Annotated in this window: 14 protein-coding genes; 8 read left to right on the top strand and 6 right to left on the bottom strand. The window is 64.5% G+C overall.

Features of this window, described 5'->3' with window-relative positions; genetic code table 11:
* The first annotated feature begins 123 nt into the window (after positions 1-123).
* The 3 genes from F466_RS0108145 to F466_RS0108135 all read left to right on the top strand — a co-directional run bounded on the left by F466_RS0108145 (position 124) and on the right by F466_RS0108135 (position 3,116).
* On the top strand, positions 124-537 hold the full coding sequence (locus F466_RS0108145; protein WP_018993836.1) for a hypothetical protein: 414 nt from the start codon (positions 124-126) through the stop codon (positions 535-537).
* 312 nt (positions 538-849) lie between these two features.
* The gene (locus tag F466_RS0108140) at positions 850-2,418 is read left to right on the top strand and encodes an EAL domain-containing protein (RefSeq protein ID WP_018139306.1); all 1,569 of its coding nucleotides are present in this window, start codon (positions 850-852) and stop codon (positions 2,416-2,418) included.
* Complete coding sequence (locus tag F466_RS0108135) at positions 2,415-3,116, top strand: OmpA family protein (RefSeq protein ID WP_018993835.1); 702 nt, start codon at positions 2,415-2,417, stop codon at positions 3,114-3,116. Before F466_RS0108140 ends, F466_RS0108135 begins: the two co-directional genes overlap by 4 nt.
* 1 nt (position 3,117) lies before the next feature.
* On the opposite strand, the gene F466_RS0108130 is transcribed toward F466_RS0108135, so the two are convergent.
* Entirely contained in the window at positions 3,118-3,915 is a 798-nt protein-coding gene (locus tag F466_RS0108130) for a GGDEF domain-containing protein (protein ID WP_018993834.1), read from the bottom strand.
* Positions 3,916-4,433: 518 nt separating this feature from the next.
* On the opposite strand from F466_RS0108130, the gene F466_RS0108125 reads away from it, so the two are divergent.
* Positions 4,434-4,880 carry a PRC-barrel domain-containing protein gene (locus F466_RS0108125; protein ID WP_018993833.1) on the top strand — a complete coding sequence of 149 codons (447 nt, stop codon included), beginning with the start codon at positions 4,434-4,436 and terminating at the stop codon, positions 4,878-4,880.
* Positions 4,881-5,127: 247 nt separating this feature from the next.
* Positions 5,128-5,865 carry a Crp/Fnr family transcriptional regulator gene (locus F466_RS0108120; protein ID WP_018993832.1) on the top strand — a complete coding sequence of 246 codons (738 nt, stop codon included), beginning with the start codon at positions 5,128-5,130 and terminating at the stop codon, positions 5,863-5,865.
* Between the two features lie 46 nt (positions 5,866-5,911).
* Here F466_RS0108120 and F466_RS0108115 read toward each other — a convergent pair whose 3' ends face one another.
* The 3 genes from F466_RS0108115 to F466_RS0108105 form a co-directional block, all read right to left on the bottom strand.
* The gene (locus F466_RS0108115; RefSeq protein WP_018139301.1) at positions 5,912-6,124 is read right to left on the bottom strand and encodes a CsbD family protein; all 213 of its coding nucleotides are present in this window, start codon (positions 6,122-6,124) and stop codon (positions 5,912-5,914) included.
* 244 nt (positions 6,125-6,368) lie between these two features.
* On the bottom strand, positions 6,369-7,904 hold the full coding sequence (locus tag F466_RS0108110; protein ID WP_018993831.1) for an L-lactate permease: 1,536 nt from the start codon (positions 7,902-7,904) through the stop codon (positions 6,369-6,371).
* A 72-nt stretch (positions 7,905-7,976) separates the two neighbouring features.
* Positions 7,977-8,600 carry a hypothetical protein gene (locus tag F466_RS0108105; RefSeq protein ID WP_018139299.1) on the bottom strand — a complete coding sequence of 208 codons (624 nt, stop codon included), beginning with the start codon at positions 8,598-8,600 and terminating at the stop codon, positions 7,977-7,979.
* A 130-nt stretch (positions 8,601-8,730) separates the two neighbouring features.
* Between F466_RS0108105 and F466_RS0108100 the strand changes: the two genes are divergently transcribed.
* Entirely contained in the window at positions 8,731-9,108 is a 378-nt protein-coding gene (locus F466_RS0108100) for an MliC family protein (protein WP_018993830.1), read from the top strand.
* On the opposite strand, the gene F466_RS0108095 is transcribed toward F466_RS0108100, so the two are convergent.
* On the bottom strand, positions 9,050-9,727 hold the full coding sequence (locus F466_RS0108095) for a hypothetical protein (protein WP_018174197.1): 678 nt from the start codon (positions 9,725-9,727) through the stop codon (positions 9,050-9,052). The genes F466_RS0108100 and F466_RS0108095 overlap by 59 nt on opposite strands.
* A 194-nt stretch (positions 9,728-9,921) precedes the next feature.
* Here F466_RS0108095 and F466_RS0108090 point away from each other — a divergent pair, with 194 nt between their 5' ends.
* The gene (locus F466_RS0108090) at positions 9,922-11,049 is read left to right on the top strand and encodes a flagellin (RefSeq protein WP_018649461.1); all 1,128 of its coding nucleotides are present in this window, start codon (positions 9,922-9,924) and stop codon (positions 11,047-11,049) included.
* Between the two features lie 17 nt (positions 11,050-11,066).
* Here F466_RS0108090 and F466_RS0108085 read toward each other — a convergent pair whose 3' ends face one another.
* Positions 11,067-11,825 carry a hypothetical protein gene (locus F466_RS0108085; protein WP_018139295.1) on the bottom strand — a complete coding sequence of 253 codons (759 nt, stop codon included), beginning with the start codon at positions 11,823-11,825 and terminating at the stop codon, positions 11,067-11,069.
* Positions 11,826-12,066: 241 nt separating this feature from the next.
* On the opposite strand from F466_RS0108085, the gene F466_RS0108080 reads away from it, so the two are divergent.
* Positions 12,067-13,374: a PAS domain-containing methyl-accepting chemotaxis protein gene (locus F466_RS0108080; RefSeq protein WP_018993829.1), complete on the top strand. Its 1,308-nt coding sequence runs from the start codon at positions 12,067-12,069 to the stop codon at positions 13,372-13,374.
* Positions 13,375-13,547: the final 173 nt, after the last annotated feature.

The following is a 13,547-nucleotide window of genomic DNA, read 5'->3' as shown; positions in this document are numbered from 1 at the left end:
CTTTCGTCCCCCTGCCCGGGGGAGCTAGACCTGTACACGCAGACCGACACGAGCCGATGGCCGATCGGTCGGTCGCGAGGCACGGAATGACCGTTCCTCAATCCGAAACAGGAGGTTGTACTGATGTATAGCTATCGCAAGACTGCAATTGCCTTTGCCCTGGCCTCGATGTTCGCCCTGGGTGGTCTCGCCACCGCACAGGCGCAAAACCTGGGTGCGGCAGCCGAAGGTGCTGCCGAGACCGGTGCCGAAGCCAGCGGTGGAGCCGCCGGCGGCTCCGAAATGGGCGGCGAAGCCAGTGGCGGGACCGCCGGCGGTGCGGCGGCCGAAGGCCAGGCCCCGGGTGCCGAGGGTGGTGCTGGCGCGAGCGGCGATGCCGGCGCCAGCGGTGACGTCCGTCAGGACGACGATGCCCGTGGCGGCATGGGTGCCGACGCAGGTGCCGGGGCCGGTGCTGACGGTGCAGCCGAAGGCGACGACGGCGGAGCGGAAGCCGGCGCTGAAGGCGGTGCCGAAGGCTCCGTCGAGGTCGAGTAATCACCTCCCGGCCGGGCGGCACTTGCCGCCCGGTCCGGCTTGTCCGACTGCGGATCGATCCCCATTTCCGCGGCAACCCCCCACCAGTAGGGCTCCGCCTCGCAGGAGCAACAGTCGCAGGCCACCGACACCCCTTCGTGCTGGCTCAGTGATGACCCTGATTTTTCCCTCACAGTGACCTTTTCGTTCATCGTGATTCCTCACGGTGTGGCCATCCTTCTCACCATCCTCCCGGATGCGGCAGGATCCCAATAACCCCATGCTACACTCTTGAAATCCCGTCTATTCGGGACTTACGGAGGATGGAACGCCATGGCTACACGGCGCGACAAGCTGCTGTTTGCCGTCTTTGGCGTAACCGTCCTGGGGCTCCTGCTGCCGCTGTTTCTCCTGGGCTGGTATCTCTGGCAAGGGTCCGTGGTCGCGGAGGAACAGCGTCTGGACGAACTCGCACAAAAGCTCGGCCAGCAAACCGAGCAGGCGATCCTCGACGCGCGCGACCTGCTCGACGAGCTCAATGCCCTCGATGTGACCCCCTGCTCGCCGCAGCACCTGAACCAGTTGCAGGAAGCCGCGATTTCGCGGCCGCATATTCGCGCCGTCGGTTACTGGCGGGCAGTGGAACGCGAATGCGGCGCCGGTTTTGTCCAGGGCGATGCCCTCACTCCCCCCCAGGCCAGCCGCATCTACGACAGCGGACTGGTGGCCTGGTGGCCCGGCCCCACGACGGCGATCGGCGGCGTAGAGCTCTTCCTGATGCGCTATGGCCAGCACGACGTGGCCATCGACCCGCGCCTGCTGGTAAACCCAGGCCTGCTGGAGGACCAGGAAGTCGGGCTCTGGGTCGAATCCATGCCCATGATCACCCATCCCCCGGGGGCCGATGTCCCGGATCCCGAGTTATTCGAACCCGGGCTCACGGTGGATCACGCCGAACAACGGCTGGTCAGCCGCTCGTCGCTCGATACCATCCTGCCGATCGACATCATCGCCGTGCAGCCGATGGCGCAATTCTGGCAGCGCTACCTCCCCACGCTGGCCGGGGCCGGGGCCTTTGGCCTGTTACTCGTTGGTTTGTGGCTGTTTCTGATCCTGCGGTACTTCCGCCACCAGCTCAGCCTGGCTCAGGAGCTGCGCGAGGCGATTGCGCATGACCAGCTGCAGGTGGTGTTCCAGCCCATCGTCGACCTGGAAACAGGCAGCTGTCAGGGTGCCGAGGCCCTGGCGCGTTGGCGGCGCGATAACCGGGAAACTATTGGCCCGGATGTCTTCGTGCCTCTGGCCGAAGATACCGAACAGGGGACCGACTTGACCCTCGCGATCCTGCGCTGTGTCCTCCACGAGCTGGGGCCACAGCTCCGCGACCGGCCGGATTGCCCGATCAACCTGAACATCACCGGACAGGATCTGGCCTCCACCCGCTTTAGCGAAGCCCTCCAGCGCGAGCTTGAACAGGCCAAGGTTCCGGCCCACGCAATCAAGCTCGAGATCACCGAGCGCTCGCTGCTCAACACGGATGACGTTCGCAGGAGAATCCAGGATTTGCGCGCGCGCGGCCATCGCATCGCGATTGACGATTTTGGCACCGGCTACTCCAGCCTGGCCTATCTCGAGAGCTTCGAACTGGACACCCTCAAGATTGACAAAACATTTGCCGATGCCATTGGCCACGAAGCGGTGACCAGCAACATCATTAGCCATATCATCGTGATGGCACGCTCGCTGAAGCTGAACATCGTCGCCGAAGGCATCGAGTCCGGGCATCAGGTCGAGTGGCTGCGCCAGCAAGGGGTCGGATTCGGGCAAGGCTATCGCTTCAGCCGCCCCCTCTCGGCGCGCGCATTCCGTGATTGGTGCCAACAAGCCGGGGACTCGAAGTGAACGCCATTATTCGCCACAACACACTTGCCGCCATCGTCGCGGCACTGTTGTTGACCGGGTGTAACGCCATGCCCACTCAGGGAGAACGTTCACCAGATGCAGCCGCCAACGGCGAACAAGCCCGGGATACCCCCCATCAGGACGATGCTTACGGGACGAGCCGGAACGCGGTTTATCTGGCGCGCGATGACGACGCCGTCAACGCACGTCGTCAGCACCTGCTGGACGAGGGGCACGAATCCGTCGCCCTGGATCGGGTGGGCTTCTATATGGACGTGCTGACCGCACGGTTGCGCCAGGAGCTTTCGGGATACGATGTGCAAATGGAACGCGAGGGGCGAATCATCACCCTGATATTTCCGGGCGCCAAGGCCTTCGAGACCAACAGCGCGGAGATTCACCCGGACATGATACCCACCCTCGATGCCCTGGGGCAGGTGCTCGAGGAGTACGACGCCAGCCTGGTGACGATCGCCGGACATACCGACTCTGCGGGCGCACGCGGTTACAACCAGCACCTGTCGGAACAACGGGCCCTATCGGTCGGTCGTCACCTGCACGACAATGGCGTCGGAGAGGCGCGCATCATTGCGATCGGCTACGGACCGGACCGCCCCATCGCCGAGAATGAAACGTCACATGGGCGCGCCCTGAACCGCCGCGTGGAGCTACGCGTGGAGCCACTAACGGCCACCTGACTCACAAAGCGTCTGGGGGGCCCTCCGCGCGGTGGACCTCGACACGATTTCGGCCACGCGCCTTGGCGCGATAGAGCGCCGCATCGGCCTTGCGCACGAGATCTTCCAGGGAATCTCCGGGTTCGCGAGACACCACCCCCAGGCTGATCGACATCGGCTGGCCATGGGCCGCCGGTGGGTCCGCAATGGCCTGGCGGAGTTTTTCCGCCAGCAACGCTGCACGGTCCGAGTCGGCGTGCGGCACGAGGATCAGGAACTCCTCGCCGCCCCACCGGCCGAGACGGTCCGAGTCGCGCAGGCACGCCTGCAACCGCTGGCACATCTCCCGCAGGATGGCATCCCCCATCGCGTGACCGTAGCGATCGTTGACCTCCTTGAAGTAGTCGAGATCGAGAAAAATCAACGAAAGCGGCAGGTTGTAACGCTCCGCACGAGCCACCTCGTGTTCCGCCTCGGTCTTGAACTTCTGGCGGTTCCAAACCCCGGTCAAGGCGTCCGTATTGGCCAGACGCACCAATTCCTCCTGCTGCTGGCGCAGTGTTGCCTCGACCTCCTTGCGCAGAGCGGCCTCCTGACGCAAACGGCGACTGACCCGCACGTAATGCAGCAGGAGCAGGCTAACCAGGAGCAAGGTAGCGCCTGCGATCAGCGCAATCCGGTACCACCATGCGTGGTCGACTGCGACGCGTACCGCCTGCCGGCGCGGCAGGTTTGGTCTGTCCCGGTTGACCCCACCGCGGCTGGCGCTCTGATCATCCGCCCGGTCCGACGAATTCCGGGCCGCCTGGGCCGGAAACAATTCCCTGCCCCACCGTTCCTCCGGTCCACCGGACCCCGATAACCGCCAGGGGGCCTGGCGAGCCTGGATATCACTGTCCTGCAGCAAGACCCCGGCGTGAGACGAAGGCGGCGGGCTGGCGCAGACGGGGACGGAGAGGAACAGCCACAACAGCCCCCCGAAGCCAAGCCGCAAGCCTTGGCTGCGAAAGCCACGGTTCTGGACGAGCGTCATCGGCATCCCTCGGATCGACTGGCGCTTGCGTGCCGGCCCTTCTGCTGAGCCTAGCACCCCGTCGGCGAAACAACCTGCGGGTCACACCGCGTCTGGTCGGGCCAGTCACGAATCATCCTGGCGACAAACCAGCGTTCATCGCACTCCTGGCCGCTATTGCCTCGATTTGTGGGCCGCCGTACAGACCGACATTGCAGCCAGCCACATGATCGGGGACGCGTATACATCGTGCGGGTCGAGTGCCCGAACGATGAGCTTGACACTGACCGCCGGCGTTAACGCCGGCCCCTTCAAGGAGCGGAACCATGAAGAAACTCACCTCACTCAAACTCGCCGCCGCGATGATCCCCGTTCTCGCCTTTGGCATGAGCACCCCCATGGCGGGCGAACAGGAGATGAACGGCAATGACCGCAACGCAATGGAAGAGCGTGATGCCGACGAGCGCCATGATGCCCCCCATATTGACCGCATGCCGGCGCAAGGACTGCATGCCTCCGACCTGATGGACAAGAAGATCCACAGCCGGACCGACGATGAAGAAGTCGGCGAGATCAACGACCTCGTCATCGATCAGGACGGCCGGATCATCGCCGTCGTAATCGGCACCGGCGGCGTCCTGGGTATGGGCGAGAAGGACATCGCAATCGCCTGGGACCGGATCGACCGCACGACCGAAGGCGACGAGGTCAAGCTGTACATCGATATGAATGAAGACACCCTGAAGGAAGCGCCCGAGTACGAACGCGACTAGGGCTCGCACTACCCGGCCCGAGGGATTGCTCTTCCCTCGGGCTCGGTCTTCCGCTACGCCGGCCTGGCCAGTGCAGAACGTTGGGCGTCGCTACGCCAACTGCCTTAACGCGAAAATGGTCCGCCAGTCTGGAAGATTTCAGTCGGGGATACGGGGTTTGGCCCACCGCGAAGGACTATCCTTAAACTATTAATTATCCGAATCTTTCCGACCTTCGAACGCTCCCGACCAACAAACGGACGCACCGGTGCCCTTAACCCGACCGACCGGGCGAACGCCCCTCGACAATGGACTGCTCGCGGCCCTGCCGGACAGTGAATACAAGCATCTCCAGCCACACCTGAATCCGGTCCTGTTGCCACTGGGCACCAGCCTTTACGAGGGCCCGTCGGAGACCCACTACGTCTACTTCCCCACCGAAGCCATCATCGCCTTGATGTGTGTAATGGAAGACGGCAAGTGTGGCGAGATCGCGGTGGCCGGACGGGAGGGACTGGTCGGGATCTCGCTGTTGATGGGCGGCTACACGACCCCCACCCGGGCCTCGGTACGCATGGCCGGGCACGCCTATCGAATCCGCAGCGCCATCCTCAGCGAGGCCTTCTCGCGCACAGGCGAACTGCAACGCCTGATGCTTCGCTACACGCAGGCCTTGTTCACGCAAATCGCACAGACCTCCGCCTGCAATCGACACCACTCGGTGGAGCAGCAGCTCTGCCGCTGGCTGTTGCTGAGCGACGATCGCTCACCACATCGCGAACTCAAAATGACCCATGAACTCATCGCGAGCATGCTGGGGGTTCGCCGAGAAGGCGTCACCGAGGCCGCCGGGCGGTTACAAAAGTCGGGCTTGATCACCTACCACCGAGGTCGCCTGGTCATTCTCGACCGCCCGGGGCTCGAGCAGCACAGCTGCGAGTGCTACGGGGTCGTATCTCGAGAATACGCCCGCCTCCTCGATGAACCGACGACGCCACAGTACTAGTCCCGGAACGCATCAGTCCCGGGGCGTCGCCAGCGGGCCGCTTCGCTCAGTGTTCGTCCCGGTCGATCTTCTTCTCGAACTCTGCCAGCTGCTGCTCCGCTTCGTCCTTCGTCACGCCATAGCGTTCCTGAATGCGGCCTGCCAACTCTTCCCGCTTGCCAGCCACGGCGTCGAGTTCGTCGTCCGTCAGCTTCCCCCAGCGCGCCTTGACCTTCCCCTTGAACTGCTTCCAGTTTCCTTTAACGATGTCCCAGTTCATTCCCCGTCCTCCTCCAGTCGCTGATCGGCGACATTGCCAATCAACACCCGAGCGTAAGCAGACCACCTGGCTGGCGTCTGTTCGGCGACGCACAGACGTTCCACCCCCGCGTGTGACTCACTGGTGTGCCCACCCAGCCAGTCAGGCCATCTACTCATGATGACCCACATCATCTGGCTCGTCGGCTTTGTCGTAATCGTGCTGGTGACCCTGAGCTTTCTCGGTTTCCCAGGGGGCCGGAGCTTCACCAGACGAGCGCCAGCAAGCCGGCCCCGAGACAGACCACCACCACGGGAACAATCGTCTCCCGTACCACCTGCCCTTCGCGCGCCTGGAGGCCGCAGGCCGCGGCCGCCATTGCGATGTTGTGCAACGAGATCATGTTGCCCACGCCTGAGCCGATCAGCTGCAAGGCGAGAATCGACGGCAGCGACAATGCCACTGCTTCCGCGGTGTCGGCCTGCAGGCGGGCAAAGAGCAGATTGGAGACCGTGGCACTTCCGGTCATGAACGACCCCAGCGCCCCCAGAAATCCGCTGAACAGCACGAACGTGCCCCCCAACCACCCGGCGAGGCTCTGCCCCAGTACCTGCGGCATCGAGGGGAGCCCCGCCGCGTTGAGCTCGGACATCAGCAGGATCTGGGTGAGCGCGATGATGAAGATCAGCACGATCGCGGCTACCCGCAGCTTGCGTCCAGTAGCCACCACGGCCTCGCCCAGCGTGGCGCGCCCGACGCGAAAAAGGATCAGTGCAGTCAGCAGCGCCAGGGCAAAGTAGAAATACGGCGTGTACAGCGGGGCCAGGCTCTGCCCCAGTTCCACCCCCTGAAACTCGCCCAGGGACCAGCGCACCGATTGCAGGGCCTCGCGCAGCGGCATCACCGTGCGCGAGGCAATCAAGGCCACCGACATCACGGCGAACGGCACAAACGCCACGAGTACCCGCTTGATCGGGGCGGGTTCGGTCTCGGTGTGTTGCGGGCTCGATGGCAGCAGAAAACCTTTGTGCGCGGCCAGTGAGATGACGACCATCGCGACGACGCCACCGACAATCGAGGGCAACTCCGGCCCGATCAGCCAGGCGACCAGGGCGTACGGAATACCGAACGCGAGCGCGGAGAGCACCGCGAATGGCACAAACTCGCGAAAACGCCCCTTCTCGTCCCCCAGCGTGGCAACCCAGGTCATGAAAATGGTGATGAACACGGCCAGCAGCGCGAGGATGAACGCCGTGCGCACCACCGCCTCCTGCACCACCGCATCGTCCAGTCCCAGCCCCGCGAAGCCGATCACCACCGGCGTACCCGCCGCGCCAAACGGCACCGCGGTACTGTTGCCGATCAGCGCGATCGCCACGGCCTTCAGCGGCTTCATGCCGAAATAGACGAGCAGGGGTGCCGCCAGCACGGCTGGAGTCCCGAACCCGGCGATACCCTCCACGAACCCGACCAGACCCCAGCCCAGCAACATCGCCAGCACGCGCGGATCGCGCGACACGCTGGCGATCACCGACTGGATCGCATCCATGTGGCCGGTTGCGATCATCACGTTCAGCACCAGCAGCGCGACGGCCACAATCAGCATGACCTCGACAAACACCACGCCCGCATCCAGCAGGCTCGCGCCCAGCACGGCCCCCGGCATCTGCCAGACCCACAGGGCAATAACCAGTGTCGCCAGATAGGCCAGTGGCGCGGCCTCGTAGGCCGGCCTGCGCAACGGGACCAGCCAGACAAACAGCACCACAAACGGCACCAGGGCCACCCAGAAAAGCGTCATGCGTGCGACATCCTCGAGAAAACGTTATCGGGAGAGTATCGCCTGTCCCGCGCAGAGGCCCACTGCGTCAGATCAATCGCGCGTATCCTCCTGATCCGGATGAACACGCCCAAAGCGACCCATGCCCCACCAAAGCATGCGATGGCTCAACCACCAGACCAGGGCGCAGCCGGCCATCAAGACCGCCAGCCACACATAGGGATGGACCAGGTCCTGCGGACGGGCCCAGGGCCCTAGAACCCAGTTCACGTTCGCCTCGGGCGTCGACAGCAGGTACGACACCAGCAAGACGGCCCAGCCCACCAGGATCCACAAACGCCCCGCCACCGGGTCGTATCCCAGGCGCCAGACCATCCACAACAGCACCAACGGAAGCGGCAGGTGGTACAGGGAGAACAGCCGCAGGTAGAGCGGAACCTCCGGATCGAACATGTAGGCGACAAAGCCGAAGGGCGGGTTCCCCAGCAGCACAAGCCCCAGCAAGAAATCGATCACCCACCCCATCTCGAGCAGGACCACGCCCACCGCCAGCATGCTCGCCAGGCGCCGGCTCTCCAGCCACGCCGCCGCGCACCCGGCGATCAGCGCGAGATTGGACAGCCAGAGGAAATTGAGCCAGCCATACTGGACCGCATAGACCGGTACCAGGACGCAGACAAACAGCAGGTAGGCAACCAGAAACCAGCGAGGAAACAAAGCGTAATCGCCTGACGGGGCCGGGCTCTCACTATAACGGTTCGAACCCGGAGTCACAGTGTTCCTTCACGTGCGACAGCCCGTTACGCGTATGATGAAAAGTCCATTCGACCCGCGGGAGAACCGGCGCGTGAGAACCTGGATTGCCATCAGCGCCACGCTGGTACTCGCCGCCTGCGGCACCCTGCCCCCGACCGCCGAACAGGCGCGCGATGTGCCCTACAGCTGCGATCGTGGGCCGAACCTGATGGCGAGCTTCAGCGACAATGAGGCCGAGCTGCGCTTTGGCCGTTCCAAGGCCGTATTACAGGCGACCGAGGTCGCCTCCGGGGCACGCTACGCCAACCCCGGCGAGCAGATCGTCTTCTGGACCAAGGGCGAAGCCGCCATGCTCGAATTCCACGGCATCTACTGGACCTGCCGCGTTCGCCAGCCCAATGCCGATGCAGCTACTCCGGCTCCACCGGCGCCACGGCACTGGAGTGCCGCGGCGGGTGTTCCTGAATAAACGCCTCCAGCCGGCCAAGCGCCTCGCCAGCACTGGAAAAGCCTTCCAGACCGCATTCGACCGAGCCTTCCAGATACGGTCGCATGCCCTCGCCAATGCTCGGCGTGTAACCCACGCCCGTGGTCGCCAGAAGCTCCGGATCCAGGCGCCCATCGGCATGGATGCGCTGGATCTGCAGTACCGCGATCCCCTCCGAGGTCACCCGGTCCTCGCGCACCAGTAACGTCTCGCCGTTATCGCACTCGGCGATCTGCAGTGCACCTTCCCTGGCCGTTTGTGCCATCTGGTGCTCGTAGCTGCGCGCCTCGGGGTCCTGCAGGATCACGCGAGCACCCTCGAAGGCCAGGGCCGCCAGCAACAGCATCCCCGCCAGCCCGAACAGCGTAGCCGCCACCCGCCGCCAGCCCAGCACATAACCGACAGCACCACCGACCAGCAAAAGCGGCGTACCCCACTCAAAGGTCCGGGCCAGCGGTACGGGCATAAAGTCGATCCCGCCGCCGAGCCCCAGCAGGGCGGTGACATAAAGCCAGACGATCCCCAGCCCGACCCCGAGCAGGATCGCGATCAGCGCGCGCCAGAACAGCGACTGCCTGCGCTCGGGTTGCGTATCGGCCATGCCCCTCTCCAATCCAGTCCAATCGGCGCAGCCTAAGCAAACACGCGCCGATGTGCACGCCGTACATCGTTTCGTGGCCTTGCAAGCCTAAAGTTTCCTCAAACCCCGCCGTTAAGCGAATGTAGACGGGAAATTCCGGCTGCGGAATCCGGCCCTTCGCCGGATCGCCCTTGTGGCGTGCGAGACCCGACAACATGGCCCAGGTGTTGAGTGTTGCCACCAACCTCCTGTCGCTCAATGCCCAGCGCCACCTGCGCCAGTCGCAGGCCGCCCTGCAGACGGCCTTCCAGCGCCTGTCTTCAGGCCAGCGCATCAACTCGGCGCGCGACGACGCCGCCGGGCTGGCCATCTCCGAACGCTTCACAACCCAGATCCGCGGCCTGAACCAGGCCATGCGCAACGCGCAGGACGGCATCTCGCTGGCCCAGACCGCCGAGGGCGCCCTGGGCTCCATGACCGGCAACCTGCAACGTATCCGCGAGCTGGCGATACAGGCGGCCAATGCCACCCTGTCGGCCTCGGACCGCGGCGCCATCGACCGCGAGGTTCGCCAGCTCCTGGCCGAGAACGACCGCATCGCGACCCAGACAACCTTTAACGGCCGTTCGCTGCTGGACGGGTCCATGGGCACCGCGTTCTTCCAGATCGGCGCCAACGCCGGGCAGACCCTCGCCATCGACCTCGGCAACAGCATGCGCAACCGCTTCGTGGGCGACATTGCCAGTGCCTGGTCCGGCGAACTGGAGGCCGCCTTCGCCGGCAATCCGCTGGAGGTGGATCAGGATTTCTCCATCCGTGTGGGCGAGCGCGACCCAGTGGAGATCCCTGCGGGACCCTATCGCTCCCCCCAGGAACTGGCGACCGCGATCGACCGCGCCCTCGGATCAACCGGCCGCGCGATCCTGACCGACGACGGCCGGCTCAACCTGATCGCCCGCGAGACCCTGACGATCTCGGGGGAGACCGCCCTCGCCACGCTCGGGCTGCCGGCCACCACCGAGCCCGGGGGGAGCCTGAACGATATCGACCTGACCTCGCGCCAGGGGGCCAGCGACGCCCTGTCACGTGTGGATGCCGCGCTGGATGCGGTCAACGCGCGGCGCAGCCAGTTCGGGGCCATCCAGAACCGCTTCGAGTCGACCATCACCAACCTGGGCATCACCAGCGACAACCTGGCGGCGGCCCGCAGCCGCATTCTGGACGCCGATTACGCGGCCGAGGTCAGCCGCCTGGTGCGCGCCCAGATCCTGCAACAGGCCGGGCTCGCCGTGCTCGTTCAGGCCAACGCGCTACCCCAGACCTTCCTGCGGCTGCTCCAGTAATCAGGGGGCCGGCGCGCCTACTCCCCTGCGGGTCGGGCCGCCGCGCCAGAGAACTCCGGCCCCCGGACATCGTCATCGGTCCAGCCACGGTCCTGGTCACGACTGGTCACCCACCATTCGTGAACGAACAGCCGAATCGGCCCAAGCACGCGTTCTTCGAAACGCGATGGCAGCGTATACGGGCCGACCTCCTCGTACTCCAGGAAGGTCGTATCGACATGGGCATTCCGGGTCGGCTCGAAGCCGGTCAGGGTGATATGCACCCGATAGAGCCGATCGGTTTCGGGGTGGATCCACATCACCACCTGATCCTCGTCCGCCTTGCCAAAGCCCGGCTGGATGGTCGCCAGCACGCGACGGTAGTCCACGCCGCCCTCGCGGCGATCCGCCAGCCGCGTCATTGAGGTCGCGCGGTGTTTCACGAAGGTCGGTCCGTAGTGGAACAGCTTGCCGGCATCGGTCGTCATCGCGGTGGCACGAATCCGGTCCTCGTCCTCGCTCCGCTCGCCGTCGTAGTACACGCGAATCTCGTCACGCTGGCGGATCACCGTCTTGGTGCCCTCCGGCCCCGTGTAATGGACTGCGTACAACTCGTCCGCCGGGCGGTAGCGCTCCTCGCCCTGGCCACGGTAGCCACCATCCGCCACCAGCGGCTGCACACGCTGAACCATTCGCCCCCACTCGCCGTCCGTAGCCTGGTTCAGGTCCCCGTCGTACTCGCGAAGATCCCCTCCGTGCGCGGCCATGGTCCGGTCGAACAGTTCCTGGGCCGTCATTCCGTCGGCGAAAGCCCGGCCCTCATCGGGCTCCGGGAAAGTAGCGGCACAACCCGCCAACAGCAGTACAGACACCACCAGAAGCGGCACTACCCATGCGCTCGCTCGCAACACCGGCAATGTCGTCTTGTTCTTCTTTTCCATTTCTGCACCCTCGAAAACCCTTTGTGTATAGTTCTTGTACAATGCGTGTACATGAAGTTCAATAGGGCATCATCAATCAACCGCTCAGGACGTACCCATGTGTGCAAATGCCACCCGGTTCCCCACCCAGGGGGCGCCCCTTGCGGTTTCCAGCGACGACGCTACGGCCATACTCGCGGCCGTCCGCGATGCCGTCGCCTATATCGAATTTGCGCCGAACGGTACGGTGCTCGACGCCAACTCGCACTTCCTCGAGACTGTCGGTCATCCCCGCGAGGATGTGATCGGCCAGCACCACCGGATGTTCTGCGACCCGGACTACGTTCGCTCCATGGAATACCGCCAATTCTGGCGGCAGCTGGCTACGGGCGAGTCCCACGCCGGCACCTTCCCCAGGGTCACGCGGGCTGGCGAGACCATCTGGCTGGAAGCCACCTACTTTCCGGTACGCGATGCCCAGGGCGACGTGTACAAGGTCGTCAAGATCGCATCGAATGTGACCGGCAAGATGGAGACGCTCCACGACCAGGCAGCCGTATTCGAGGCGCTGGATCGTTCCCAGGCGGTCATCGAGTTCACGCCGGACGGCACCATCCTCAAGGCCAACGACAACTTCCTGCAGGCCGTCGGTTACCCGCTCGAACACATTCAGGGCCAGCACCACCGGATGTTCTGCGACGACGCCTTCTACCGCGAGAACCCGAATTTCTGGCAAGACCTCGCCCGCGGGCGCTTCATGAGCGGCAAATTCCGCCGTTTCAAGTCCTCCGGCGAGGAGATCTGGCTGGAGGCCACCTACAACCCGATTCTCGATGACCAGGGTCATACCGTGAAGGTCATCAAGTTCGCCACGGACATCACCGCCAGCGTGCACATGGCCGAGCGCACCCGGGAGGCCTCCGCCATCGCCTGCGAAATGGCCCAGAAAACCGCGGATGGCGCGCAACGCGGAGAGGCCTCGCTGGAGGCCAATGCGACCAACTCCGAACAGATCCGCCAGCATGTGGCCGAAACCAAATCGGCGATCGATCGACTCAATGCCGAGGCGCGCAGTATCGAGTCGATCATCGAGACCATCCGCAGCGTGGCGGAAACCACCAAGATGCTGTCCCTCAATGCCGCTATCGAAGCCGCGCGTGCCGGAGAGCAAGGGCGCGGCTTTGCCGTGGTGGCACAGGAGGTCCGCAAGCTCGCGTCCGATACCCGCGACGCCACCAGTCAGATCGCCGAGGTCATTCATGGCAACCTGCAAAGCACCCAGGCGATCGCAGAGCGCATCGACACCGTGAACCAGGTGGCCGAGCAAGGGCGCCAACAGGTCCTGTCGGTACAGCAGATCATGGCCGAGATTCGCGAAGGCGCCAGCCACGTCGTCGAATCCGTCTCCTCGATCCCGCGCACATGACCCGGCCTGCGAGAGGCCTCGCACACCCGGAAGGCAAATCCATCCGGGCAACGGGCCGCTCCTGACCATCGAAGCCCCGCCATCCCCCCTTCATTCCCTCATTGACCGCGAGGGTTCTCTCGCCTAGTCTTTCCTTTGGGTGGCGATCCCGAGCGATCGGCGGCAAACATTCC

Source organism: Thioalkalivibrio sp. ALgr1, from assembly GCF_000378285.1.
GTDB lineage: Bacteria > Pseudomonadota > Gammaproteobacteria > Ectothiorhodospirales > Ectothiorhodospiraceae > Thioalkalivibrio.
The sequence above is the reverse complement of the archived record's forward strand: the minus strand, read 5'-3'. Positions and strand labels throughout refer to the sequence as shown.

What these genes read in the sequence shown, in the direction of transcription:
- F466_RS0108145 (WP_018993836.1), top strand. Translation starts at nt 124, where the DNA reads ATGTATAGCTATCGCAAGACTGCAATTGCCTTTGCCCTGGCCTCGATG.
- F466_RS0108140 (WP_018139306.1), top strand. Translation starts at nt 850, where the DNA reads ATGGCTACACGGCGCGACAAGCTGCTGTTTGCCGTCTTTGGCGTAACC.
- F466_RS0108125 (WP_018993833.1), top strand. Translation starts at nt 4,434, where the DNA reads ATGAAGAAACTCACCTCACTCAAACTCGCCGCCGCGATGATCCCCGTT.
- F466_RS0108115 (WP_018139301.1), bottom strand. Translation starts at nt 6,124, where the DNA reads ATGAACTGGGACATCGTTAAAGGAAACTGGAAGCAGTTCAAGGGGAAG.
- F466_RS0108110 (WP_018993831.1), bottom strand. Translation starts at nt 7,904, where the DNA reads ATGACGCTTTTCTGGGTGGCCCTGGTGCCGTTTGTGGTGCTGTTTGTC.
- F466_RS0108095 (WP_018174197.1), bottom strand. Translation starts at nt 9,727, where the DNA reads ATGGCCGATACGCAACCCGAGCGCAGGCAGTCGCTGTTCTGGCGCGCG.
- F466_RS0108090 (WP_018649461.1), top strand. Translation starts at nt 9,922, where the DNA reads ATGGCCCAGGTGTTGAGTGTTGCCACCAACCTCCTGTCGCTCAATGCC.
- F466_RS0108085 (WP_018139295.1), bottom strand. Translation starts at nt 11,825, where the DNA reads ATGACGGCCCAGGAACTGTTCGACCGGACCATGGCCGCGCACGGAGGG.
- F466_RS0108080 (WP_018993829.1), top strand. Translation starts at nt 12,067, where the DNA reads ATGTGTGCAAATGCCACCCGGTTCCCCACCCAGGGGGCGCCCCTTGCG.